This is a genomic window from Pseudomonas sp. GW821-FHT07F05, assembly GCF_059418765.1.
On the sequence record NZ_JBWKQL010000023.1, the window covers coordinates 21,950 to 46,399 of the forward strand.

At 62.1% G+C, this 24,450-nt stretch carries 17 protein-coding genes; 1 reads left to right on the plus strand and 16 read right to left on the minus strand.

What is annotated here, in order from left to right:
• Window positions 1-15: 15 nt before the first annotated feature.
• The 11 genes from pseC to AC07RO_RS26665 form a co-directional block, all read right to left on the minus strand.
• On the minus strand, window positions 16-1,194 hold the full coding sequence (gene pseC / locus AC07RO_RS26615) for a UDP-4-amino-4,6-dideoxy-N-acetyl-beta-L-altrosamine transaminase (RefSeq protein ID WP_495087516.1): 1,179 nt from the start codon (window positions 1,192-1,194) through the stop codon (window positions 16-18).
• The gene (gene pseB, locus AC07RO_RS26620; RefSeq protein ID WP_192174127.1) at window positions 1,191-2,192 is read right to left on the minus strand and encodes a UDP-N-acetylglucosamine 4,6-dehydratase (inverting); all 1,002 of its coding nucleotides are present in this window, start codon (window positions 2,190-2,192) and stop codon (window positions 1,191-1,193) included. Before pseB ends, pseC begins: the two co-directional genes overlap by 4 nt.
• Before the next feature lie 25 nt (window positions 2,193-2,217).
• Complete coding sequence (locus AC07RO_RS26625) at window positions 2,218-5,142, minus strand: glycosyltransferase family 2 protein (RefSeq protein WP_495087517.1); 2,925 nt, start codon at window positions 5,140-5,142, stop codon at window positions 2,218-2,220.
• A gap of 961 nt (window positions 5,143-6,103) precedes the next feature.
• On the minus strand, window positions 6,104-9,679 hold the full coding sequence (locus AC07RO_RS26630) for a glycosyltransferase (RefSeq protein WP_346628743.1): 3,576 nt from the start codon (window positions 9,677-9,679) through the stop codon (window positions 6,104-6,106).
• Window positions 9,680-9,799: 120 nt separating this feature from the next.
• Window positions 9,800-11,389, minus strand: a complete 1,590-nt coding sequence (locus tag AC07RO_RS26635; RefSeq protein WP_346628742.1) for a flagellar hook-associated protein 3 — start codon at window positions 11,387-11,389, stop codon at window positions 9,800-9,802.
• 13 nt (window positions 11,390-11,402) lie between these two features.
• Entirely contained in the window at window positions 11,403-13,445 is a 2,043-nt protein-coding gene (gene flgK / locus AC07RO_RS26640) for a flagellar hook-associated protein FlgK (protein WP_192172643.1), read from the minus strand.
• 10 nt (window positions 13,446-13,455) lie between these two features.
• Window positions 13,456-14,748 carry a flagellar assembly peptidoglycan hydrolase FlgJ gene (gene flgJ / locus AC07RO_RS26645; protein WP_282371627.1) on the minus strand — a complete coding sequence of 431 codons (1,293 nt, stop codon included), beginning with the start codon at window positions 14,746-14,748 and terminating at the stop codon, window positions 13,456-13,458.
• Window positions 14,749-14,760: 12 nt separating this feature from the next.
• Window positions 14,761-15,870, minus strand: coding sequence for a flagellar basal body P-ring protein FlgI (locus AC07RO_RS26650; protein WP_074893047.1), 1,110 nt, complete (start codon window positions 15,868-15,870; stop codon window positions 14,761-14,763).
• A 13-nt stretch (window positions 15,871-15,883) separates the two neighbouring features.
• Window positions 15,884-16,597: a flagellar basal body L-ring protein FlgH gene (flgH, locus tag AC07RO_RS26655; protein ID WP_282371631.1), complete on the minus strand. Its 714-nt coding sequence runs from the start codon at window positions 16,595-16,597 to the stop codon at window positions 15,884-15,886.
• A 97-nt stretch (window positions 16,598-16,694) separates the two neighbouring features.
• Complete coding sequence (gene flgG / locus AC07RO_RS26660; RefSeq protein WP_065987266.1) at window positions 16,695-17,483, minus strand: flagellar basal-body rod protein FlgG; 789 nt, start codon at window positions 17,481-17,483, stop codon at window positions 16,695-16,697.
• Window positions 17,484-17,530: 47 nt separating this feature from the next.
• Window positions 17,531-18,271 carry a flagellar basal body rod protein FlgF gene (locus tag AC07RO_RS26665; RefSeq protein ID WP_192172647.1) on the minus strand — a complete coding sequence of 247 codons (741 nt, stop codon included), beginning with the start codon at window positions 18,269-18,271 and terminating at the stop codon, window positions 17,531-17,533.
• A 271-nt stretch (window positions 18,272-18,542) separates the two neighbouring features.
• On the opposite strand from AC07RO_RS26665, the gene AC07RO_RS26670 reads away from it, so the two are divergent.
• Window positions 18,543-18,722 carry a hypothetical protein gene (locus tag AC07RO_RS26670; protein ID WP_346629199.1) on the plus strand — a complete coding sequence of 60 codons (180 nt, stop codon included), beginning with the start codon at window positions 18,543-18,545 and terminating at the stop codon, window positions 18,720-18,722.
• 482 nt (window positions 18,723-19,204) lie between these two features.
• On the opposite strand, the gene AC07RO_RS26675 is transcribed toward AC07RO_RS26670, so the two are convergent.
• The 5 genes from AC07RO_RS26675 to flgB all read right to left on the minus strand — a co-directional run bounded on the left by AC07RO_RS26675 (window position 19,205) and on the right by flgB (window position 24,156).
• Window positions 19,205-20,941 carry a flagellar hook protein FlgE gene (locus tag AC07RO_RS26675; RefSeq protein WP_495087518.1) on the minus strand — a complete coding sequence of 579 codons (1,737 nt, stop codon included), beginning with the start codon at window positions 20,939-20,941 and terminating at the stop codon, window positions 19,205-19,207.
• Between the two features lie 256 nt (window positions 20,942-21,197).
• The gene (gene flgE, locus AC07RO_RS26680; protein ID WP_192172650.1) at window positions 21,198-22,532 is read right to left on the minus strand and encodes a flagellar hook protein FlgE; all 1,335 of its coding nucleotides are present in this window, start codon (window positions 22,530-22,532) and stop codon (window positions 21,198-21,200) included.
• A 28-nt stretch (window positions 22,533-22,560) separates the two neighbouring features.
• Window positions 22,561-23,286 carry a flagellar hook assembly protein FlgD gene (locus AC07RO_RS26685; protein ID WP_282371640.1) on the minus strand — a complete coding sequence of 242 codons (726 nt, stop codon included), beginning with the start codon at window positions 23,284-23,286 and terminating at the stop codon, window positions 22,561-22,563.
• Window positions 23,287-23,301: 15 nt separating this feature from the next.
• Window positions 23,302-23,745 carry a flagellar basal body rod protein FlgC gene (flgC, locus tag AC07RO_RS26690; protein ID WP_133775926.1) on the minus strand — a complete coding sequence of 148 codons (444 nt, stop codon included), beginning with the start codon at window positions 23,743-23,745 and terminating at the stop codon, window positions 23,302-23,304.
• Window positions 23,746-23,748: 3 nt separating this feature from the next.
• Complete coding sequence (gene flgB / locus AC07RO_RS26695; protein WP_192172652.1) at window positions 23,749-24,156, minus strand: flagellar basal body rod protein FlgB; 408 nt, start codon at window positions 24,154-24,156, stop codon at window positions 23,749-23,751.
• Between the last annotated feature and the right edge of the window lie 294 nt (window positions 24,157-24,450).

The following is a 24,450-nucleotide window of genomic DNA, read 5'->3' on the forward strand; positions in this document are numbered from 1 at the left end:
ATGGGTTCGTTCGCATCAGTCGCTGGCCCGCGCTGTTTCGCAGAGCAGACGGCCAAGCTGATCAACCACGTAATCCTGTTGCGCGTCGGTCATCGCCGGGTACAGCGGCAGGCTGATGGCCTGGGCGTAATAGGCTTCGGCCTCGGGAAAATCACCCGGTTTGAAGCCCAGGTCGCGGTAATAGGGCTGAAGATGAACCGGGATGTAGTGCACGTTCACGCCGATGCCCGCCGCGCGCAGCCCTTCGAACACCTGACGATGGCTCACCGAAAGCATGTCGGTGTGTACGCGAACGACGTACAGGTGCCACGCCGATTCGGCCTCGGCCTGGATGGTCGGCAAGGTCAGCGGCAGGTCGGCCAGCAGCGTCTGATAGCGCGCCACCAACGCCCGCCGACGGGCCAGAAAACCGTCCAGTTTGTTCAGCTGCGAAAGCCCGAGCGCCGCCTGCATGTCGGTCATGCGGTAATTGAAGCCGAGTTCGACTTGCTGGTAATACCAGGGGCCGTGGCTGGGCTCGTCCATCTGCGCCGGGTCACGGGTCATGCCGTGGCTGCGCAGGCGGCGCAGATGTTCGGCCAGCTCGGGCCGATTGGTCAGCACCATGCCACCTTCGCCGGTGGTCACGATCTTCACCGGATGAAAGCTGAACACCGTCATGTCAGCGAACTCGCCGCAACCCACCGGACGCCCGGCATAGTGCGCGCCGACCGCGTGGGAGGCGTCTTCGATCACCACAAACCCGTAACGTCGGGCCAGTTCGCCGATGGCGCGCATGTCGCAGCTCTGGCCGGAAAACGCCACCGCCACCAGCACCTTGGGCAGCGTGCCGGTTGATTCAGCCACTTCAAGCTTACGCGCCAGGGCGTCGGTGTCGAGGTTCCAGGTCAGCGGGTCGATGTCGACAAAATCCACGTTGGCGCCGCAATAGCGCCCGCAGTTGGCCGAGGCCAGAAAGGTATTCGGGCTGGTCCACAGCCAGTCGCCCTGCCCCAGTCCGGCCGCCAGACAGGCAATGTGCAGCGCCGCCGTGGCGTTGCACACCGCCACCGCGAAACCCGCTTCACAGCGCTCGGCCATCGCGGCTTCGAAGCGCTCAAGGGTCGGGCCCTGGGTCAGCCAGTCCGACTTGAGCACCTCGACGACGGCATCGATATCAGCCTGATCGACGCTCTGCCTGCCGTACGGAATCATGGCTTTACGTCAGCGTGCAGCTCGCCGATCTGGCGGATCGACAGAAAGTCCGGGTTGGTGTCGGAGCGGTATTCGAACTCGTCGTGGACCGCTTTGCCCTGTGCGCCGGTGGCGTCAACGGCAAAATCGGTGTCGACGTTGTTGAAGCGGATCGACGGCACGATGGTGTAGTGGTCGTCGAATTCCAGGGTCATGCGCGCGTCGTCCTGGGGCACCATCAGCTCGTGCAGTTTCTCGCCGGGACGAATGCCGACGATCTTGTGCGGCAGGTCGGGGGCCATGGCCTGGGCCAGATCGACGATGCGCACCGACGGAATCTTCGGCACGAACACTTCGCCGCCGTGCATGCGCTCGAAGCTCTGCATGACGAAATCCACACCGTGGTCGAGGGTGATCCAGAACCGCGTCATGCGCGGATCGGTGATCGGCAATTCAGCCGCGCCGCCGGCCAGCAGCTTGTTGAAGAACGGCACGATGGAGCCGCGGGAGCCGGCGACGTTGCCGTAGCGCACCACGGAAAACCGCGTCTGCTCCTCGCCACCGATGTTGTTGGCGGCGACGAACAGTTTGTCCGACAGCAGCTTGGTGGCGCCGTACAGGTTGATCGGGCTGGCGGCCTTGTCGGTCGACAGCGCGACGACCTTTTTCACGCCGTTGGCGATGGCCGCCGAAATGATATTTTCCGCGCCATTGACGTTGGTGCGGATGAATTCGGTCGGGTTGTATTCCGCCGCCGGCACGTGCTTGAGCGCCGCCGCGTGGACCACGTAATCGATGCCGCGCATGCCCTGCTGCAAGCGGTCGGCATCGCGCACGTCACCAAGGAAATAGCGCATGCACGGGGCGTTGAATTCCTGCTGCATTTCGTATTGTTTGAGTTCATCGCGGGAGAACACCACCACGCGCCGAGGCTGATAACGCGCCAGCAGCGAGCGGATGAACATGCGACCGAACGAGCCGGTCGCGCCTGAGATGAACACTGATTTGCCGTTGAACATGATGGTGTCCTTTAACCCGGAGGCCTTAAGCGAGCAGCTCGGCCCAACTGGAACCGTCGGCCTGAGCGAGGGTGAAGCCCTTGCCGGTCAGTTGCAGATTCTTGTTGTACGCCAGGTCGTGGGCGAACGCACCGGACCATTTGTCCTGCAGCGCCGCGAGTGTCTGTGGCGCGTCGGGCAACGACCCCGAATGGACGAACTGCACGTGAGGCGTCCACACCGTCAGGTAGCCGGCCTGGGCCACTTTCAGGCAAAGATCAACGTCGGCAAAGGCGTCGGCAAAATGACCTTGATCCAGGCCGCCGACGTCGTCGAACAGCGCCTTGCGCACCATCAGGCAAGCGTCGGACACCGCCGAGTAATTCTGGTCCAGCAGCAAACGGCTCATGTAACCGGCAGCGTCTTTTGCTTCGCCGACGAACGCTGAACCGACGCCGCCGTTCATGCCGAGGATCAACCCTGCCTGACTGACCGTGCCGTTGCGTTCAATCAGCTTGGCGCCGACCACGCCGACTTCCGGGCGCATTGCCTGATTGAGCAAGGCGTCGATCCAGTTCGGGCTGATGACTTCACCATGGGCCGAGAGCAGCGCCAGGTATTCGCCCGTGGCCTGCGCGCCCACGGCGTTGATCAGCGCGGCGTGGTTCAGCGGTTGATCGAAGCGAATCACCCGCACGCGGCCTTTTTCCTGACGGCCCAGCCATTCACTCAGCTCCGCCGACACGCTGTGATCGTCCGCAATCAGCACTTCGTAATTCGCGTAGCGCGTGCGCAGCAGCACACTGGCCAGGCAGCGCTGCAGCACCGGCAGGTCGTCGATATCATGCAGGATGATCGACACCAGCGGGCGCTGGATGTGGCGGTAATCGATGCGCCAGGCGCCGGTCGCCGCCGGACTGATCTGGGCCTTGAAGCCGCGATTGTTCAGGTGCCGGGTCAGGGCCAGACGCTGCTGGGGGTTTTCTTCCAGCGGTTGCGCGTCGGTGACCAGCAGCGGCTCGTCCAGATGGGCCAGCCAGCCCATGCCGCCCTGCTCGATGATGCGCAGCAGCAGTTCGAATTCGGCAGCCTGGGCGAAGTCGGCGGAGTAACCGCCGGCCTCGACCAGCACGTCGCGGCGGACCAGCCAGTGGCGGGACATCAGCGCAGGGTTGCTCAGCAGCAGGTCGAGGTTGAAGCCCGGGCGCATGACATGGGTCAGCGCACCGCTGGCCTCACGTTGAACTTCATCGGCGAACACCGCGCGGCACTCAGGGGCGGCCTGCAGCTCCAGCGAGGCGCGCAACAGGCCGCCGGCGGTGAAGGCATCACCGACTTCCGCCAGCATCAGCCAGTGGCAGGTGGATTGGCGGGCGGTCTGGTTGACCTTGTCGACCCAGTTGCTCTTGCTGACCTTGACGAAATGCAGGGTGTTTTGCGCGCTGGTGGCGGCCGGCGGCTCGCCGCTGGTGAACACCACGACCTTGAACGTCTTGCAGTGGCCTTCGACCAGGCTGTCCAGGGTGACCTGGAGTTTGGTCATGTCATCGTTGAGGTCCAGCAACAGAATGCCGAACTGCGGTGCGCCGCCAAGGCTGTCGATGCGGTTGAGGATGGCCTGCGCGTCGCCCGGGCTCGGCTGGCGTGCGTCCAGCCACTGCAACAACTGGCCCGACGGCATGTCGGCCAAGCGTTCACGATGGTCCTCGCGATGGACCGAGTTCAGGCGCTCGAGCCAGCGCGACATTTGCGCGGCTTCTTCGGGGTCGCCCTGCCGCGCCATCAGACCGGCCAGCGGCTCGACGATGTGCGGGTTGAAGATGTTCAGGGCCATCGCTTCCCACATCCGGTTGGCGATGGTTTCGGGGTTGTCGTTGGTGTGGGTGCGCAGCAGCACTTCCTGCTGAACCCAAGTGCCTTCGAGCTGTTCCATTTGCAGCTTGCCGGCTGGCAGCGCGTGGATCAGGAATTCGATCTCGGTCAGCACATCGAAAAAGGCCTGGTTGTAAAACGGCATCTCAACGAACTGCCGGGGCCCGAACTGACGGTCCACGGGTCTGAAGACATCGTTCCAGTAGGACAACACGATGCTGGTCAGGCCCAGGGAATGTTGATCTTCGAGACAGACCTGCAGGGCGGTGTAGGCCTTTTTGACCTGCTCGATGCCGTCGGCTGCATTCAGGTCGCGGTCGGCCGTGGTCAGGGCTGTCAGAAAACCGGCGAATTCGTGGCGTTCGAGGACAGCTGACGGATCGCTGTCACTCAGCTTTTTCAGCATGTGGGTCGGGCGGTCGGAGAGCCGGTGGTGGAGTTCGCGGACCACGTAGGGGATCGGCAGGATTCGCGCCTTGGCGGCCGAGAGCAGGAAGTAGGCGTGGCCGAACTCTTGCAGTTCGCCGCTGATGCTCTGGGGCAACGCGGCAAACCACTGTTGCAGCAGCGCCGTGCGGGTGACGGCGTAGAACGGCGGAATGTAGTGATCCATGAAGCTCAGGACGCGCTCGCCGCTGTCGTCGGCGGCGAAGTCTTCCTGGCCCTTTTTGTCGCGGCGGAAGTATTCAACTTTGTCGCCGTGGGCCTGGTACATCAGGCAATAGCCGTGGCACAGGCCGTAGGCGGGGTTGGCGGCAAGGAATTCCACCGACCGGGCCAGGCCGTCATGCATCAGAAAATCTTCGTCGCCCACGAACGCCATGAACGGCGTAGCCACCTGGGTCACGCCGTGGGCGATCCTGCTCTGGACCCCGCTCTCGGCGAACTGAGGCACGTGGCGGTAATCCACCTGCGGGAACAGCGCGCCGATGTCTGCGGCTGACTGCTGCGAAGCATCGAGCACCAGCACCCGAGCCGACGAAGAACTGTAGTACTGCAATGTCCGGCGCAGGAGCGCGGGCCGGTCATGGGTGAGGACCACAAGCGTCAGTTGGGCATCGAGCGGCATGGTGTTTCCCGGAGATGAATGAGGGTGCATTACGTTTTCCCTGTGATGCGGCCAGGCGTCAAAAAGATGATCAATGGCGATATCGGGGAGACGAAGCAGGAAGCACGCCAACTCTGCATGGCGGGACTGCGCGCAATGGGCAGGATGGGCTTTGGCCGGGAAGGTGGCTGGCAACGATGCGGCGGACACCGGTCATGTGGGAGTGAGCTTGCTCACGAAGGCGGCATCTCTACCGATGGATATTCGGCGGGTGTGCCGGCTTATTCGCGAGCAAGCTCGCTCCCACACGTTCTTCATCTGCCGGAAGATCGGCGACGTCAGTAGGACCGGCTTTAGCCGGGAAGGCGGCATGCGTCACACCACAAAATTGAGGGTGCAGGTGCGGGCCTCTTCCCGGCTGAAGCCGGTCCCACGTTCACACCGCGTACCGTCTGTAGGACCGGCTTTAGCCGGGAAAGCGTCAGGCGTCACACCACAAAATTGAGGGTGCACATTCAGGCCCCTTCCCGGCTGAAGCCGGTCCCACATTCACACCGCGTACCGTCAGTAGGACCGGCTTTAGCCGGGAAGGCGGCATACGTCATGCCGCAAAAGTGAGGGTGCACATGCGGGCCTTTTCCCGGCAGAAGCCGGTCCTACATTCACACCGCGTACCGCCAGTAGGACCGGCTTTAGCCGGGAAAGCGTCATGCGTCACACCACAAAATTGAGGGTGTGCATGCGGGCCCCTTCCCGGCTGAAGCCGGTCCTACATTCACACCGCGTACCGTCAGTAGGACCGGCTTTAGCCGGGAAGACCTCAGACGTCACACCGCAAAAGTGAGGGTGCACATTCAGGCCCCTTCCCGGCTGAAGCCGGTCCCACGTGCACACCGCGTACCGACTGTAGGACCGGCTTTAGCCGGGAAGGCGGCATACGTCATGCCGCAAAAGTGAGGGTGTGCATGCGGGCCTCTTCCCGGCTGAAGCCGGTCCCACTAAAACACCGTGCTTAATCCGCCAGCCACCCGTTGACCCAGTGCTGGAGGTTGTCGCCGCGCAGGACGTAGTCGCGCATGACCACTTCTTTCAGCTCATCGCCCATGCGGTAGCTGGCGTCCGGGTCGGCCAGGTGCATGCGGATCGCTTCGAGCCATTCGGCGGTGCTGTTGGTCATCACGCGGGTGCACGGCAGGTAGCCGTCGTACGCACGGGTGTCGGTGCAGATCACCGGGTAGCCGCAGGCCCCGTATTCCAGCAGGCGCAGGTTGCTTTTGCAGTCGTTGAAGATGTGGTGTTCCAGCGGCGCCAGCGCGAGGTCCAGGTTTAGGGCCGCCAATTTGGCCGGATAGGCCAGCAAGCCCACTGACGGATAAAACTCGTGCACGTACGGGCGCAGCGACTCGGGGCACATGCCGAAGAACACCCAGTCGACCTGATCGGCCAGCTCGCGCACGACCTCGGCGATGATTTCCAGATCGCCGGCATGGCTGGTCCCGCCGCCCCAGCCCACCCGAGGCTTCTTCGAGGTCCGGCGCTGGCTGCGCAGGCCGGTCCAGAGCTGTGAAGCCAGCATGTTCGGCACCACGCGGATGTCGTGGTGCATCCCCGACAGCGCATCGGCCAGCGTCACCGTCGACACCACCACCCGATCACACAGGCTGGTGCCCAGACGCACCATCGCTTCCATGTTCGACGGCATGCTGCGCAAGTGGCCGTTCTTTTTCGGCACGCTGATCACGTAGTCGTCCAGCTCGTAAATGCGCCGGGCGTTGGAGTACGCCTTGAGGCTGGCGACCTGATCGATGGAATTCTGGCTGTAGCGGCACTGCACGACGATCACGTCCGGCGACTGACGCTCCAGCTCGATGATCGACGGCAGGTCGTAACTCATCCGCCCTTCGATTCGGCCATCGGCTTCCAGCTCCAGAAACGGCTGGGACACGCGGTAATGACCCACCGCCGTGCTGTTGACCGGGATCGCCAGCACATTGGGCAGGCGCCGCGATGAATAAGGGTTCCAGCCTTTTTTAAGGCCCGGTTCCAGGCTATAGAACGAACCGGTCAGGCGCAGGTTCGGGTTGTAGGCCGGGTCGCGGGCGAGGATCGGCAGCCAGCGTTTGTAGAAGGTGTGTTGATCGTCGACCTGGGATTGTTTTTCGCGCACCTGTTCCGCCGGTGTCGAGGCGCCGATCGCCAGCACGGCACGGGGTGCCCAGACCACCAGATGGCCGGATTCGCGGACGCGCAGGCAGAAATCCACTTCGCTCAGGCTGCCGGTGAATTCATTGCTGTTCAGGCCACCGAGCTGCTCGAACAAGGCCCGGCGCACCAACAGGCAGTGGCCGCCCACCGCGCTCAGATCCTGGGCCGCTTGCAACCGCAGCAGATGACCGGGCGCGTGCAGTGGCTCGCCAAAAAACGCAGGGCCGGCCGGGCCGTGGTAACCCAGAATCAGCCCGGCCTGCAGGATGTAGCCTTCGGGGGTGAACAGCTTGGCGCCGACCACGCCGACTTCTTCCCGCCGGCCGTGATTGACCAGTTCGCCCAGCCACGCGGAATCGGCCACCACCGCGTAGATGCTGAGCATCAGCAGGTGCTCGCCGCGGGCGTGGGCAGCGGCGAAGTTGCGCACGTCGGCGCCGTTGCCCTGCCCTTCGTAATGCAGCACGCGCAGGGTATCGCCGCCGATCTGCTGCATGTCCGCCAGCCAGGATCGCGCTTCCGGGTTTTGACTGGCGCAGTCGACGATCAGTACTTCGAACGGCGCGTAAGCGGTCTTCGACAGCAGCGATTCGATGCAGCGCTGCAACGCCGCCAACTGGTCCTGATGGACGATGATGATCGACACCAGCGGACGCGCGTCGCTCAGGTAATCAATGTGATTGACCCACTGCCCTTCCACCTCGCGCAGCTGATGGGCGATGCCCATGCGGTGCAGATGCGCATCGAGCACCGGAGCGTTTTGCGCCATGACCTCATCCAGCGCGAGCCACGCCTGGAAGGGAAACTGCGACTCGACGAGGATTTCCGAAACGTGCTGAACCACCACGCCATGGGCTTCGGTCAGTCGCCAGATGGCGTCGTGGGGCGCCAGTTCGCCGTAGGCGGAATCGAAACCGCCAATCCCGGCCAGCGCGGCGATCTGAAACGCCAGCACCCGGCCAACGTAGGGGTAACTGCGCAGCAGGTCGAGGTTGAAGTCAGGCCGGAACACCGGCTCGGCCGACTCGCCTTCGTGCAGCGCGCCTTCGTCGCCGTACAGGCACAGCACGTCCGGCGAGTGGGCAACGCGTTCGGCGAGGATCAGCAGCGCGCAATCGGTGAGCCGATCCCCCGCCCGCAGCAGGTAGCACCAGTCGCCGCGCTCAAGCTGAGGCAACAGGTCATTGAGTTGCGCCAGCCAGTCGGGCTGCAGCGGCAAGGTGAACACACGGCCGTCGAGCACCGGCGCGTCACAAGCGCTGGACAGCACCAGAGTCAGTTCGGCGGCGTACAACTGCGCGTCGAGACTGGCCAGGGTCAGCGCCACACCGGCGGCACTGGCGTGTTCGTCGAGCACCACCGCCACCATCTTCGGCTGCGACGGCCATGTCGCGACGTTATCCGCCACGCGCAGGCGATCGGCGCCAAACAGGGTGCGGAAGCTCAACCATTGCTGGTACAGCTCGGCAAAACTTTCGCTGTCGGTGCCGACCCGCCACGGCAAGGCGGCCTGTCGGTCACCGAGCATGCGGCTGAGGGGCAGTTCTTGCCAGACACGGGGCTGCTCCAGCGCCTGAGTCAGCGGCACGAAGCGCACCCAGCCGTATTCGGGAGCGTCTTCGCCGGTGCGCGCCTTGAGCATCTTGCCCAGCCATTGACGCTCGTCGGTGATCAGATCCCTGACCCACTGCTGACGGCTGAAGCGCTCCGGGTGCAAGCGCTCGGCGCTGAGCACGTCGTTGAGCATGACCATGTTGCCGCGCTTGAGCAGACAGACGTAGAGCACGAAATCCACCAGCGCGGTGAAGCCGTCGCCCACTTCACGGAGCGCCGGCAGAATCACCTGCACATCGCTGCGGCGCATCAACGAGCTGCTGAAGCCGCCGAGGAAGTTGGTCGGCGAAATATCGAATACGGAGAGCAGATCGGCGCCGTAGAACACCGAGCTGGATTCGGCCAGCGGCGCGTTCTCGATGCGCACCGGCAGCTGAATGTCCTGGGGGTCGCAGAAATAACGCTGGGCCAGCACCAGGCTGACGTCGTCATGCTCGACAAGCACGCTGGCCTGACGCGCCACCGCCGCCGGAAAAAGCCGGTCGTCGTCGCAGAAAAACTTGATGAACTCGCCCTGCGCTTCGTGCAGGCACACCAGCAGATTACCGACGAAACCCTGACGCGTAGGGTTGCGCACGTAACGCAGGGTGACCGGGCTGGAGTCCAGGTACTTTTCAACGATGCCCTGGATCTCGTCGGTCTGGCTGTCGTCGCAGACCACCACTTCAAGGGGCCTATAGGTCTGGGCCAGGGCGTCCTGAAGCGCTCGCTGAAAGAAGCGCGGGTTGTAGGCGGGAATGACGAGGCTGACGAGAGGAGCTGAATTCACGGGCGGGACTCACGAGCGGCGCCGTTCCCCGGGGAGAGGATCGGCATAACCGCTGACAATACGGTTGACGCTCAACGGTGGCGACCCCTGTTGATCAGGGGCCGCCCGCCGCTGGGCCGATTACAACTTGCTGAACAGGTTCAGCGCAGACAGCTGGGTAAACACCAGCTGCGACGCCTGCAGCATGGTTTTTTGCAGGGTCAGACGGGCGATCGCATCGACCGGATCGGATGCGGTAATCGTGCCCGATTCGGTGGTGCCGTTGTCGATCATGTTCTGGTTGGTCACGCCCTGATCGGTCGCCGTTTTGGCCCGGGCACCGCCGTCGCTGGTGGCATTGATGATCTGCTCGGCCGCACTTTTCAGGTTACCGATGGTGGAGGTCATCGTGGCCTGCAGTTTCTGCTGGGCAATCGGGTCGCCATCGACCTTGCCGTTGAGCGCGGTAATGACCTTGGACAAGGTGTTCAGCACGTTCTGGCTTTGCTGGGTCGAAGACTGCGCGGTGAACTGGTCACCTGCCGCCATCGCCGGCGGCGTGCCGCTGAAGGTGAACGTCACGCCGGAGGCCGTCGCCGTGTTACCGCTCAGCGTGCCGGTGGACACCGCTTTGCTGGTCGCCGGGTCATAGGGCGCTGCGTACAGATTGAAGTTGGTGGCATCCGTAAAGCGCACGACAGCGCCGCCCGACGGGAAGGTTTTGTCGAACGCGGCCTGATCGGTCACCACCGAGCTGGTGATCACATCGGTCGAGGTGTTGGCCGGCAGACGCGAAGTGCTCACGGTGCTGGGGGAAACACCCAGCTGGAAGGTGTGGTCCTTGACGGCCGCGTCGGCGGCGCTGGTGCTTGCGTACTGATCTTTGGTCAAGTTGATGTTCAGGTTCAGTTCCAGGCCCCGGAAGGTGATGGCCTGGTTCGCCGAACTGGTGGACGCAAACTTGCCGGCGGCCGACGCCTCACCCGTCACATCCTGGTTGTTTTTGTCCAGGATGGTATAGGCCGTGCTGCTGGTGAAGGAGATCTTGTAGGGCTGGCCGGCGGTGAAACTGGTGTCGTAGGTGGAGGCATTGCTGACGCTGCCGCCGGACAACGAGATCACGCCGTCATCCGCGCCAGCGACCAGGGTCGTTGAGGTGCGCGTGGTGTTGGTCGCTTGTTCGAATGCATCCCAGCCGGTGGTGTTGCTGGCCATGGAGATGCCCGTGCCAACGGCCAGCAGGTTGCGCGTCTGGTCGCCCTGATAGCTGTAGGTGCCGTCGGAGCTGACGGCGTATGGCGCGGTGGTGCCCTTGGACCCGGAGAACAGGTAGGTGCCGTCGGCGTCCTGGCTGTTCATCAGGCCGAGAATCTGCCCCTGCAACTCCTTGAGCTCGGAGGCGTTGGCCTGGCGGTCCTTGTCGGTGAACGAGGTGTTCGCCGCCCCCAGTACCAGCTCTTGCGCGCGCTGAATCGCCGAGGTGATCGACGTCAAGGCCGTCTCGGTCTGCACGACGGTGGTATTGATCGTGTCGATGTTGGATTTGTACTGATTGAGCATCGTGCCCTGCTGCTGCAACTGCAGCACACGGCCCGCGCCGACCGGATCATCGCCGGCCGTGTTGAGCTTGACCTGGCTGGCCACTTCGTCACCGGTTTTGGTGACGTTGGCGTAACTGCGCGAATAGTTCGTGGCGCTGGTTTCGTAAAACTGGGTCGTTGAGATACGCATGGATTACGATTCCTTAAAGACTGTTGATCAGCGTGCTGAAAATGGCTTGAGCGGCTTTGATGATCTGCGACGAAGCGGTGTAGTACTGCTGATACTTGACCAGGTTGGCGGCTTCTTCATCCAGCGAAACACCGGAAACGCTGTCGCGCGCACTCTTGGCCTGGGTAAGGACGGCGGTGGTGGCCGTCGAATCATTCTTGCCCTGCGCCGCCTTGCTGCCGACGGTGGTAATCATGTTGGCGTTGGCGCCGCTCAGGCTCATGCCCGTGCCATTGCCGGCTGCGCTGTCGAGGGTCTGTTTGGTCTGCAGGGTACCGACCGAGGTCGCGTTGCGGTTGTCCAGAGACCCGGCGCCGGTCATGGCGATGCTGTAGGTGTCGCCACTGTTGGCCGATCCGGCGAGGGTCATGCCAAACTTGAACGACTGCGCAGCACCCGACGAGTCGGTGTAACCCACTTCCAGACTGATGTCGTTGGACTGGCCTTGAACAATCGACCCCTTGATTGCATTGCCGGACTTGTCTTTGACCGCCGCGCCCTGCGCATCGACCAGCGTATAGGCTTGAGCACCATTGGTGACATCGCCCATGAGCAAACGCATCGGCGTCGAGGCGGTGAGCGCGTTTCGCAGATCGGCCGTCGCGGTCGGGTTGTAGATGTCGGCCTGGGTCGACAAGACAGGCTGGGTGAACGTGCCCGAGCCTTTGCTCACGATGGAGCTGCCGGTCAGCGGACTGGCCGAGGCGATGGCTTTCGGGTCGGTCATCACCACCTTGATACCGTCGGCACCGGTCTTGGTCGGGCTGATCTTGAAGCTGTCACCCTCGGTGGAGGTGCCATTGAATTTCAGCGAGAAGCCGTCGATGACCGGCGCAGTGGTGGCGCTGGTGTTGTACGAACCCATGTCCCTGCCGTCCGGCAGCCGCTTGACGCTGTACTGGCCGCTGGCATCGGTGAAGGTCACCTGATAATCGTTGGTCTGCAGCGCGCCGCTGTTGGCAATGGACACCGCGAAGTTGCCCGAGGACTGATCGTTGGTCGTGTTGGCAAGGCTGCGCTGGCTGGTCAGGCTCGGGTCATTGACGCTGATAAACAGGTTGCTGCCGAAGTTGCCGTTGGCGTCCACACCCTGGTTGAGCTGGCTGTTGATCTGGTCGGAAGCGACCACCGCCAGACGGCCCAGCTCGCTGGCGGCCGGCTGCAGCACGTCGCTGCGATAACGCAGCAACCCGCCAAGCGAGCCACCGGTTACCACACTGGAGACATCAACTTCGTTGTTCTGATATTTCAGTTTCAGCGCATACACGCTGGGGTCGCTGTCACTGGGCACGGCGCTCAGGGTATTGGCGGTGGTGCCGGTGACCAGCGGCTGGCCGGTGCCGATGTAAACGTCATAGCTGCCGTTGTTTTCAACGACCTTGGCGCCGACCAGTTCATTGAGCTGACGTACCGCCTCGGTGCGCGAATCGAGCAGCGTGTTGGGCTGACCGCCGGAAGCCTGGGTCTCGGTGATCTGCTTGTTGAGGACGGCAATGGACGACGCCAGTGCATTCACCTGCCCTGTTGCCGTGGTCAGCTGGGTATTGATGCTGGCGTTCTGGTCCTTCATCTGCGCCGAGATGGTGTTGAACTGACCGGCCAGCGCCGATGCACTGGTCAGAAATGTCGTGCGCGCAGCCGTGTCGGTCGGCCCGGACGCCAGGGCGCTCAGGTCAGTGAAAAACTTCGCCAGCACCGTGCTCACGCCGGTCGAGCTGTCGGACAGCATCGAGTCGAGCTTGCTGGCCTGGCTCAGGTACGCGGTGGCGTCGGCGTTGAGCGATGTGCTGGTCTGCAACTGGTTATCGAGGTAGCCGTTGTAGATGCGGCGCACGTCGGACAACGTCGTACCGGTGCCGATGAAACCGACGCCGATGTTCTGCTGAGCCCCGGCGGCGGTCATCACTTGCTGACGCGAGTAGCCCTGCGTGTCGACGTTGGCAGTGTTGTTGCCGATCGTCGTCAATGCTGCGCTGCTGGCGGTGAGTCCCGAAAGCCCGATTGAGATCAGTGACATGGTTCAAACCTTATAAAGTCGTGGAAGAGCCCGAGGCGGATGCGTAGGTCTGGTAACTCTTCATCTGTTTCGCTATCTGAGAAATCTTGCTGGCATAGGACGGGTCGGTTGCGTAGCCGGCCTTCTGCAGCTCTTTCACAAACTGTTCCGGGTTATCGGCGGATTTCAGGGTTTCTTGATAGCGATTGTTGTTCTGCAGGAAGCTCACCAGGTCGTGGAAGCTGCTGGCGTACGAGTCGTAGGCGCGGAAGTCCGCGGTCTCCTTGACCATCTGGCCGTCACGGAACTCGCTGGTGATCGCGCGGGCTTCCGGTCCTTTCCAGCCGCCCTGGGCCTTGATGCCGAACAGGTTGTGGCTGCTGCCGCCGTCGGACTGACGCATGATCGATTTGCCCCAGCCGGTTTCCAGCGCGGCTTGTGCGACGAGCACGCTTGGATCGACGCCGATACGCGCGGCAGCGTCCTTGGCCAGCGGCATCATCGTGGCGACGAAGTCATCACGGTTGGCGAATGCACTCTTGCCCGGCGCCAGCGGTGTCTGCACGCGACTGCGCACATAAGCGTCAGCGTCGGCGGCGTACTGAGGCCCGACGGTCCAGTCGCCATTGCTCTGAGACCCTGCGCTTTTCGCGGCGGCCACGGCATTGGAAACGGCGATGCGGTTCTTCAGTGTGGTAGCGCTGGTGCTCGCGTCCTGGCCGGCGGCGGTGGCGGTGTTCGGGACGATGCCGGCCATGATGCGGTCGCTGAGTTTGCTCGGCAGCGACAGGCGACGGGAATTCAGCGCTGCCACGTCGCTGTGCGCGGTGCCGTCGGTTGCGGCGGGCGCAGTCACCGAACGGGTGGCCCACAGCGGACGCTGAGCGATGTGCGTGGCCAGACCGGTCTGGGCAGGCGCGTCGGCTTTGCCGTCGACCTTTGCCGTGGTCTTGTTGTTGCCGGACACAAGCCCGGTGGCCGGCGCGACTTCAGCGCCCTTGTTTTTCGACAGCTGACGCATGAGCACGTCCTGCAGACCAATGCCGCCACCCTCGCGAGACATGCTCACCGACAGCTGCTGGTCATACATGTCCTGATACTGCCGCGTCGCCGCGGTGTTCATCGGGTTGTCCTTGGCCAGCACTTCGTTGGCCGAACGCATGGCCTTGAGCATCTGGCTGACGAACAGCGACTCGAATTCCTGCGCGACTTTCTTGAGGTTGCCCTCGCTGTCGCGATCACCGGTTTTCATGGCCGTCAGACGATTGAGGTCGGTGTACGCCCCTGAATCACCTGAAGAAACGCCGCCGCTTGGAATGCTCATTCAGTTTGCCTCTTAAATCACGATCAGGTCGGCTTGCAACGCGCCGGCCTGTTTCAGTGCTTCGAGAATCGCCATCAAGTCGCCCGGCGCTGCGCCCACCTGGTTAACCGCGCGGACAATCTCATCCAGCGTGGTGCCCGGACCGAACTTGAACATCGGGTGCATTTCCTGCTGGGCGTTGATCTTCGAACGCGGGACCACGGCGGTCTGGCCGTTGGAGAACGCGCCCGGCTGGCTGACGATCGGGTCTTCGGTGATGGTCACGGTCAGGCTGCCGTGGGTCACGGCTGCCGGCGACACCTTGACGTTCTGGCCGATAACGATAGTGCCGGTCCGCGAGTTGATGATGACTTTGGCGGACGTCTGGCCCGGATCGATTTCCAGGTTTTCCAGCACCGACAGGTAATCAACACGCTGGTTGGGGTCCAGCGGCGCGGTGACTCGCACGGAGCCGCCGTCCAGCGCCTGAGCGACGCCAGGGCCGAGCATGTCGTTGATCTTGTCGACGATGCGCTTCGCGGTGGTGAAGTCGTTGCGATTGAGGTTCAGGGTCAGGGAGTTGCCCTGGTTGAAGCCACTTGGCACGGCACGTTCAACCGATGCACCACCTGGAATGCGACCGGAAGACGGCACGTTGACGGTGATCTTCGAACCGTCGCGGCCTTCGGCATCAAAACCGCCGACCACCAGGTTGCCCTGGGCCACGGCATAGACATTGCCGTCGATACCCTTCATCGGGGTCATCAACAGGGCACCGCCGCGCAGGCTCTTCGAGTTACCAATGGACGATACGGTGATGTCGATCTGCTGACCCGGTTTGGCGAACGGCGGCAGGTCGGCGTATACGGCCACGGCCGCGACGTTTTTCAGCTGCACGGTGCCCGAACCCGCCGGCACCTTGATGCCGAACTGCGAGAGCATGTTGTTGAAGGTCTGCAGGGTGAACGGCGTCTGGGTGGTCTGGTCACCCGTGCCGTTGAGCCCCACCACCAGACCGTAACCGATCAACTGGTTGGTCCGTACGCCGGAAATGCTGGCGATGTCCTTCAGGCGCTCGGCGTGGGCGCCCAGTGCGGTGGTGAACAGCAGCGCTGCCGCTATCAGTTGCTTGAACGTGATCATGGCTATCCCGCTATCAGAAAGGGAACAACGGGCTGAGGAAGAATCGGTCGAACCAGCCTGGCTGACTGGAATCGGCAAACGCGCCTGTACCGGAATAAGTGATGCGTGCGTCGGCGATGCGAGTCGACGACACGGTGTTGTCAGTGGCAATGTCGTCGGCGCGAATCAGGCCGGCGATGCGCACCAGTTCGTCACCGGTGTTCAGGGTCATCCACTTCTCGCCGCGCACCAACAGAATGCCGTTGGGCATGACGTCAGCGACGGTCACGGTGATCGAGCCGGTCAGGCTGTTGCTCTGCGCCGCCTTGCCGTCACCCTTGGTGGCGCGGTCGCCGGTGTATCCGGCGTCCAGGCTGAGGTTGCCACCGCCAACCGGGTTGTTGGTGCTGACGCCTGCGCCAAACAGCGAGGTCAGGCCAAGGCTGGTTTTGCTGGTCTTGCTGATCCCTGAGCTGGCGGCCTTGCTGGCAGCCATCTTCTCGGAAAGCGTGATGGTGATGATGTCGCCGACCCGATAGGCCTTGCGGTCGCCGTACATGTTCTGCTCGAAACCGGCCTGATAAATCGAACCGTTGCTGGCCGCTGAAGGCAGCGGCGTGCGCGGCAACACCGGCGCGTAATAAGGGTCATTGGGTTTGGCCGCAGGCGCAACGCAGCCGGTCAGCAGCGCGATACCGCACACAGGAGCTGCCAACAGGGAAAGCCGCAATACAGAGAGCCGTTTCATGACACTTAAAACCTCGCGGTGTAGCAGGCGTTTTTCAGGCGCCCCTTGGAATTGATCAGGTGTTTCGCAACAGGACATCAGGCGTTTCAAACAGGGCTTACAGGTTCTGGGTCACGTACTGGAGCATCGAGTCAGCGGTGGAGATCACTTTGGAGTTCATCTCGTAGGCACGCTGGGTGGTGATCATGTTCACCAGCTCTTCAACGGTACTGACGTTGGAGTTTTCCAGGGTGTTCTGCTTGACCACGCCCAGACCGTTGAGGCCCGGCGTACCGACCTGAGGCGCGCCGCTGGAAGCGGTTTCCAGGTACAGGTTGCCGCCCTGGGATTGCAGGCCGGCCGGGTTGATGAAGTCCGCGGTCTGCACGTTACCGATGATCTGTGGCGTGGCGGTGTTGGCCGAGGTGGTGATCGACACGGTGCCGTCTTCGCCGACGGTGAAGGTCTGCGAGTCTTGCGGAACGACGATCGCAGGCTCCAGCGCGTAACCGTTTGCAGTCACGATCTGGCCGTTGCTGTCCAGGTGGAACGTACCGTCGCGGGTGTAGGCCAGGGTGCCGTCAGGCTGACGGATCTGGAAGAAACCGCGACCGTTGACCGCCATGTCCAGCGGCTGGTTGGTGGTCTGCAGGCTGCCGGCGGTGAAGTTTTTCTGGGTGCCGACGATGCGCACACCGGTACCCAGTTGCAGGCCCGATGGCAGCTCGCTGTCCTGAGTGGACTGGGCGCCTGGCTGACGCTTGATCTGGTAAAGCAAGTCCTGGAATTCCGCACGGTCGCTTTTGAAACCGGTGGTCGAAACGTTGGCCAGGTTGTTGGAAATGGTCGTCAGGTTGGTGTCCTGGGCGGCCAGACCGGTTTTAGCAACATAGAGTGCCGGAAGCATGTTTGAATCTCCTCGAGCGCCTGTTTATCGGCGCAAGCTGTCAGTCATTAGCCCATTTGCAAGACGCGAGCCATCGACTCGTCATCCTGCTCGGCGGTCTTCATCATCTTGATGTGCAGTTCGAATTGGCGGGACAGCGCCAGCACCGAGGTCATCTCGTCGACGGCGTTGACGTTGCTGGCCTGCAGAAACCCGGATTCGACCTGCACGTCAGCATCGGCCTGGGCCGGTCTGCCGCTTTTGGTGTGCATCAGACCGTCGGGGCCTTTTTCCATGGTGGTCTGGTCGCCCTTGACCAGCTTGATGCGGTCGATCTGCGCCATCACCTGAGGGCTCTCGCCCAGCGAGCGAACGCTGATGGTGCCGTCGGCGCCGATCTCGATCTGCTGCTGCGGAGGCACGGCAATCGGCCCGCTGTTGCCCATGACCGGCAAACCATTGCCATCACGCAACACGCCGAGGGCGTCGATGTTCATGCTGGAGGTGCGGGTGTAGGCTTCGCCGCCGTCGGGCGTCTGCACCGCCATCCAGCCGTTGCCTTTGACGGCGACGTCCAGATCGCGACCGGTGTCGACCATCGCGCCCTGGCTGAAGTCAGTGCCGGGACGTTCGCTCATGGCGTACGCCCGGGACGGGTTAACCTCGCCGAACACCGGCATTGAGCGCGCCTGTTCGAGGTCGCGCTGAAACCCGTTGGTAGAAACGTTCGCCAGGTTGTTGGCATGGGCCTTTTGGGCGATGGCGTTTTCCGACGCTCCGCTCATGGCCACGTATAGCAACTTGTCCACAGTCTTCCTCCTCCGACAGACGCTTGCCGCCTGTAGCTGTACTGAACAGGTCATAGCAATAATCGAACCAGTTTTTCAGCGGTGATACAAAGCGTTGATTCTTCAATGATTCCGGCCGCATTTGGCGGACCGGGATCCGGTTTGGGCCGCCGCGCGACAGCGGACTGCCGGTTTCCTGCACATCGACGGCAGCGAGCGCCAGAAAACTCTCCATGGGGTGCGAAACTTGCAGCGTTTTATGAATTCGCTTGAGTCGCTACGGAAAACTGTCATGGGTCTGCGCATCGCCCTGCTCTTTACATTGATGGCCTGCTCGTTTGCCGTGTGGGCGGCGCCGGCGCCTTACTTCCTTTGGCAAGGCGCCCACCGTACCGTCTGCGCCCAGACCAGCCCGGGCAAAGGCTGGACCCGGATCAGCGCCGCGTATGTGAAGTCGGATTGTTCGATTTGACGGGTTTTGATCTGCTGCAGCTTGATTGCCTGACACGCCGCCTTCCCGGCTGAAGCCGGTCCTACAATGATCTCGGCACAACCGGCTATCCCTGCTCGACGCAAGACCTGTAGGAGTGAGCTTGCTCGCGAAGGCGGTTTGTCTGCGCCACCCCTCTCGTCTGACCCACCGCATTCGTCAGCAAGCTGACTCCCACAGGTTATGCGCATGACGCTGAAATCCCGGCGAACGCCGAGCCTGTAGGAGTGAGCTTGCTCGGGAAGGCGGTTTAGCTGCGATGAATCAACTGTCTGACACGCCGCCTTCCCGGCTGAAGCCGGTCCTACACTGATCTCGGCGCAAGCGGATATCCCTGCTCGACGCAAGACCTGTAGGAGCCAGCTTGCTCGCGAAAGCGGTTTGCCTGTGATGAATCAACTGTCTGACACGCCGCCTTCCCGGCTGAAGCCGGTCCCACCTTCGCGTTCACGCTAAATCCCGCATCAAGTCGCGCGTATCAGGGTCTGCATCAGTTCCGCCTCCGTCGACAGGGTTTTCGAGTTGGCTTGATAGGCCGTCTGCGCCTGGATCAGCTCCACCAGCTCATTGGTCAACATGACGTTGGAGCCTTCCAGCGAGTGCCCGATGACGCTGCCCAACGTGCCGACACCCGGCGAGTCGTAATTGGCGACGCCGGAGGCCAGGGTTTCGACCCAGCGGGTGTCACTCACCGGCTGCAGCCCCTGGTTGTTGGCGAAGCTGGCGAGCATGACTTGACCGACATTGCGGTGCAGACCATTGCTGAACCCGATCATCAGCATGCCGCTCTTGTCGATCGTCAGCTGGGTGGCCTGCCCTGCCGTGTGCCCGTCGATGACGATGTTGCTGCTGCCGGTGGCGGCGTTGTGCTGACTGATCTTGTTGAAGTCCATGACAATCCCGTCGGCATTTCCCACCGCGCCGTTCGCGCCCCAACGCCCGCCCGGTTTGTTGCCGTCCAGCGGTTTGGCCGGCACCCAGCCTTCGAGGGTCAGGGTGTTGTTGGCAGCGGTCAGCCATTGACTGCCGATCAGCGATTGCAGCGAGCCGCCGGAGTCAAACAGCATGCTTGCCGTCGACGGCGCCGTACTGGTCGGGTCCTGCGGGTTACGCCCGTCGATCAGCGTATGCATCTTCCAGCTGTTGCTGCCGTCTTTGACAAAGTACTGGGTAATCTCGTGACGCATGCCGAGGCTGTCGAACACGCCGTAGGTGGACGCCTTGGTGTAAGTGGTGATGTCTGCCGGATTGAAGGTCGGCACGGGCCGCGGCATGAGCGAATCGGCCGGGTCGAGCACGGGCAGGCCACCGTCCAGCAACGGCAGTGAGATAGGGCCCGGCGCAGGCGCGGGGCTGGCGGTCCAGCTGCCGTTGACGTTGATCGCCGGACGCCACTTCTGCAGGGACAACTCGGTGTCGGAAATCATCTTCACCGCCGCCGTCGAACCCGTGACCGAGAGCCTCCCCGCCGCAGACACCTGCAAACCGATCTCCAGCGGAGCGGTGCTGGTGGGGTCCAGCGGATTGACGCCGTCGACGAGAATGTACGACGTCCAGTTGTCGTCTTCAGTCTTGACGAAGTACTGCTTCAGTTCGTGATCCTGTGGCGGAACGCCGGCGTCCTGAATCAGCCGCCCCGTTACCCGCGTGTAGGTGGTCGGGTCGCCAGGGTCGAAGCGCGGGATGGCGCCGAGTGACGGCGACGCCGCATTCAGGTTGAGGGTCTGCTCCATCTTGCCGGTGGCCTTGGGCGACATGTCGGCAGCGTCGATCTTCAGGTCCGTGCGAACGCCGCTGATCACCTCCCCCGCATCTGTCACCCCATAGCCCTGCAAGCGGCTGCCGTGGGAGTCCACGACAAAATTCTGTGCATCCTTGATGAAGGCCCCTGACCGGCCGTAACTGATGGAACCGGCGTCACTCATGACAAAGAAACCGTTGCCCTGAATGCGCATATCAAGCGCCCTGCCCTCGCTGGTGATGACGCCGCCGGGCGCAAAGTTCTGCGAAACGTTGGCCACCTGCACCCCATCACCCGAGGCCGTCCGGCTGCCCCCGAGCATGGATGAGGAATAGACCGCCGAGAACTCGGCGCGTGAGGATTTGAAACCGGACGTGTGGACGTTGGCAATGTTGTTGCCGGCCACTTCCATGCGCTTGTGCGCCGCGTGCAACCCTGAAACCGCTGTGTTGAATGACATGAACACTCCCTGCGCCGTTGTTCAACGACACGCTCGTCAATGCATCGAGATCGCGGGCAAAGGAATGCAATCGAACGGACCGCGTAAACGACGCCGCTCAATGGCATTTATTTGTCAGCGAACTTGATTCTCGCAAAGACGAAAGTAGGAAGTTTCCAGTTGTAGAGTGGGACGGCTCTCGATATTTCAGTCAAAAAAAAGGCATAAAAAAAGCCCCTCAGAGAGGGGCTTCAGCGAGCGTATCCAGGGACCTTTATCAGGTCATCTGAATGATCGTCTGCATGATGGTGCTTTGCGTCGAAATGGTCTTGGCGTTTGCCTGGTAGTTGCTTTGCGCCTTGATCAGGTTGACCAGTTCACCGGTCAGGTCGACGTTGGATTCTTCCAGCGCCTGCCCGGTCAAGTAACCCAGCGTACCCGACTGTGGAGCGCCCGTGACCGGGATGCCCGACGAGGCCGATTCGCGCCAGTTGGTGCCGCCCGCCGGTGCCAGACCCTGAACGTTGGCGAAGTTGGTCAACGACACCTGACCGATCACCTTTGACTGCCCGTTGGTGTAGGTCGCGAACATGTTGCCGGTGGCGTCGATGTTCATCGCCGTGATCTGGCCAGTGGCGTAACCGTCCTGGGTCTTGGTGATTGCACCCGAGACCGCGTTGGTCTGGGTGGTCGCCAGCATGTTGAGCTTGATCCCGCCCGCGTTGGCGGACGCGCCGTTGCTTGACCAGGTGGTGGTGCTGCCGACGGTGGTCTTGGCGGCCGGTACCCAGTTGTTGATCGAGAAGACGCCGTCAGTACCCACGCTCACGTTTGGCGAATTGGTGGTATCAGGCGCGCCGGTGCCGCTGGTGATCAAGCCACCCGACGAATCGAAGGTCACTGCGGTCGCGTCAGCAGTAGTGGAGTTTGGATCGCTGATGCTGCGGCCATCGACCAGGCTGTACATCGTCCAGGTATTGGTGCCCGTCTTCGAAAAATACTGGTCGAGGGTGTGTTCGTTACCCTGACTGTCGTACAGCGGCGTGCTGTAGGTGGTGGTGTAGCTGTTGGTGTCGGACGGCGAGAACGTCGCAACCGTCGGAACCGTCGACGAGGAGTTCAGGTTGGAAGCGACAGTGATCAAGCTGGTGCTTTTCGGCGCCAGGTTCGACGAATCGACACGCAGGTTGCTCAGCACGCCGGTGGAGACATTGCCCTGACCGTCAACGCTGTAGCCCTGCAGGTTATTGCCCGCTTCGTTGATGATGTAGCCGGCGGAGTCGGTGTGAAATGCGCCGGCACGGGTGTACAGCTTTTCGCCGTTGTTGCTCAGCATGAAGAAGCCGTTGCCGTTGATCGCCAGGTCCAGGCTGCGGCCGGTACCGGTGTTCAGCGTGCCTTGGGTGAACTGCTGCGAAACCGCGGCGGTGGTGACGCCGCTGCCGGTGTTGGTGCCGCCGGAGGTGCCGCGAATCGATTGGGCGTACTGGTCAGCAAATTCCGCACGGGAAGATTTGAAACCGGTGGTCGCGACGTTGGCAATGTTGTTGCCGGTAACGTCGAGACTTTTGTTTGCGGCGTAGAGCCCACTAAGACCAACATTGAAAGACATGATTAACTCCTGCGCCGTCTAGTCGGCTCTAAATTCCGATTTGCTTGATTTTTGACAGTGCCACCTGGGTGCCGCCGGCAAGGTTCAACGTCATGTCAGAGCCCGTTGTGCCCATGGTCACGCTGCTCACTGTCGCCGGGAGATAGGTGCTCAGATTAGTAGCGGTGCCGTCCAGATTGCCGTTGGCGACGAAGCTGTAATTGCCCGCTGCCACCGCTGCGCCGCTGTCGTCCAGGCCATCCCAGCTGAAGGACGTGGTGCCAGCCTTCTGAGTGCCCAGATCGATGGTGCGCACGACGTTGGTACCGGTGCTGTCGTAGATCTTCACCGTGGTGTCGGCGCTGGACGATGGCAGCACCACCGAACCGGTCATGGCCTTGCTGGTGTCGACGTAGGTGGAACCTGCGTCCACGGTTACCGAGCGGCCAACCAGCGACGAGGCCTGCAACGCCTGGGACGACTGATACATGGTGCTGATCGAGTCGACCGAGGTGCTCAGGTTCTGCATGGTTTCCAGGCTGCTGAACTGAGCCAGCTGGGCCACGAACTCGCTGTTGTCCTGAGGATCGAGCGGGTTCTGGTTCTGCATTTGCGTGACCAGCAATTGCAGGAATGAATCCTTACCCAGCGAACTTGAGCCGGTGAGGCTGCTGGTGTCGGTGCTGGATTTGGTGCTGGTGCCTGTAGTTCCGGGGGTCGTGCTTTGCAGCCCTTTGAGGAACGTCGAGGTAGCGTCTGTGCTTGAGACCGTCATGGATTTCGCCCTTTATCACTGACCCAAGGTCAGGACCTTCTGCATCATTGTTTTCGCGGTGTTCATGATTTCCGCGTTGGTCTGGAACGAACGGCTGGCCGAGATCATGTCGGCCATCTCGTTGACGACGTTGACGTTCGGGTAATACACGTAGCCGTTCTTGTCGGCTGACGGGTGATTTGGCTCGTAACGTGCTTCGAGGTTGGAGGCGTCTTCGACGATGCCGGAAACCTGTACGCCGGTGCCGGCCTGACCCTGGTCTTCGAACAGCGAGGCGCTGCCGCCGGATTCCTGGCCCTGGAAGACCGTGGCGAACACCGGATGGCGGGCGCGGTAGGTCTTGTCCATGCTGGAGGACACGGTTTCGGCGTTGGCGATGTTGCTGGCCACGGTGTTGAGTCGGGTGTTCTGGGCACTCATGCCGCTACCGGCAATATTGAAAACACTGGATAGGGACATGGATTACTCTCCGCGCAGGGCTGCAACCAGCCCTTTGAATTTGCTGTTGAGCAAGGTGAAGCTGGCCTGAAAACCGATGGCGTTTTCGGCGTAGTTGGCGTTTTCGACCTGGGAGTCGACGGTGTTCTGATCGAGCGACGGCTGCGACGGGGTGCGGTAGAGCAGGCTGGCTTCGCCATCGCTCATGCCTTCGGCTTCGATGTGACGGCTGTTGGTCATGTCGAGGGCGAAGTGGCCGTTGTTGCTTTTGTCGCTTTGGGCGGCCAGGACTTTGGAGAAGTCGAGGTCACGCGCCTTGTAGTTGGGGGTGTCGGCGTTGGTGATGTTGTTGGCCAGCACTTCAGCACGCTGGGCGCGGAAGTTGAGCGCTTTTTCGTGGATGCCGAGGGCGTTTTCAAAACTGATGCTCATGTCGGGACCTTTGAGGGCTGACCAGATGTACGTGCAGGAGTTATAGCAAGGTGCGTGCCACTTGCTGGAAGTGCCGTTTTTCGCGGGCTGCAGGGGTGTTGGTGCAAGGGGATGACAGAAAAGCGGCAAGGGATTTCCGCTCGATGGGAGGAAAGCGGCAAGAGCAGTGCCGTTTTTTTGCCGTATTGCGCTTTCGCTCGTGACATGAAGATCAAGGGCGTCTGCCTGGGGGCAGACGTTTCGCCTTCGGCGAGTTACTTGGAAAAGCACCCCAAGTAACCAAGGGTGCTTGCT

What these genes read in the sequence shown, in the direction of transcription:
- pseC (WP_495087516.1), bottom strand. Translation starts at nt 1,194, where the DNA reads ATGATTCCGTACGGCAGGCAGAGCGTCGATCAGGCTGATATCGATGCC.
- pseB (WP_192174127.1), bottom strand. Translation starts at nt 2,192, where the DNA reads ATGTTCAACGGCAAATCAGTGTTCATCTCAGGCGCGACCGGCTCGTTC.
- AC07RO_RS26625 (WP_495087517.1), bottom strand. Translation starts at nt 5,142, where the DNA reads ATGCACCCTCATTCATCTCCGGGAAACACCATGCCGCTCGATGCCCAA.
- AC07RO_RS26635 (WP_346628742.1), bottom strand. Translation starts at nt 11,389, where the DNA reads ATGCGTATCTCAACGACCCAGTTTTACGAAACCAGCGCCACGAACTAT.
- flgK (WP_192172643.1), bottom strand. Translation starts at nt 13,445, where the DNA reads ATGTCACTGATCTCAATCGGGCTTTCGGGACTCACCGCCAGCAGCGCA.
- flgJ (WP_282371627.1), bottom strand. Translation starts at nt 14,748, where the DNA reads ATGAGCATTCCAAGCGGCGGCGTTTCTTCAGGTGATTCAGGGGCGTAC.
- AC07RO_RS26650 (WP_074893047.1), bottom strand. Translation starts at nt 15,870, where the DNA reads ATGATCACGTTCAAGCAACTGATAGCGGCAGCGCTGCTGTTCACCACC.
- flgH (WP_282371631.1), bottom strand. Translation starts at nt 16,597, where the DNA reads ATGAAACGGCTCTCTGTATTGCGGCTTTCCCTGTTGGCAGCTCCTGTG.
- flgG (WP_065987266.1), bottom strand. Translation starts at nt 17,483, where the DNA reads ATGCTTCCGGCACTCTATGTTGCTAAAACCGGTCTGGCCGCCCAGGAC.
- AC07RO_RS26670 (WP_346629199.1), top strand. Translation starts at nt 18,543, where the DNA reads ATGGGTCTGCGCATCGCCCTGCTCTTTACATTGATGGCCTGCTCGTTT.
- AC07RO_RS26675 (WP_495087518.1), bottom strand. Translation starts at nt 20,941, where the DNA reads ATGTCATTCAACACAGCGGTTTCAGGGTTGCACGCGGCGCACAAGCGC.
- flgE (WP_192172650.1), bottom strand. Translation starts at nt 22,532, where the DNA reads ATGTCTTTCAATGTTGGTCTTAGTGGGCTCTACGCCGCAAACAAAAGT.
- AC07RO_RS26685 (WP_282371640.1), bottom strand. Translation starts at nt 23,286, where the DNA reads ATGACGGTCTCAAGCACAGACGCTACCTCGACGTTCCTCAAAGGGCTG.
- flgC (WP_133775926.1), bottom strand. Translation starts at nt 23,745, where the DNA reads ATGTCCCTATCCAGTGTTTTCAATATTGCCGGTAGCGGCATGAGTGCC.
- flgB (WP_192172652.1), bottom strand. Translation starts at nt 24,156, where the DNA reads ATGAGCATCAGTTTTGAAAACGCCCTCGGCATCCACGAAAAAGCGCTC.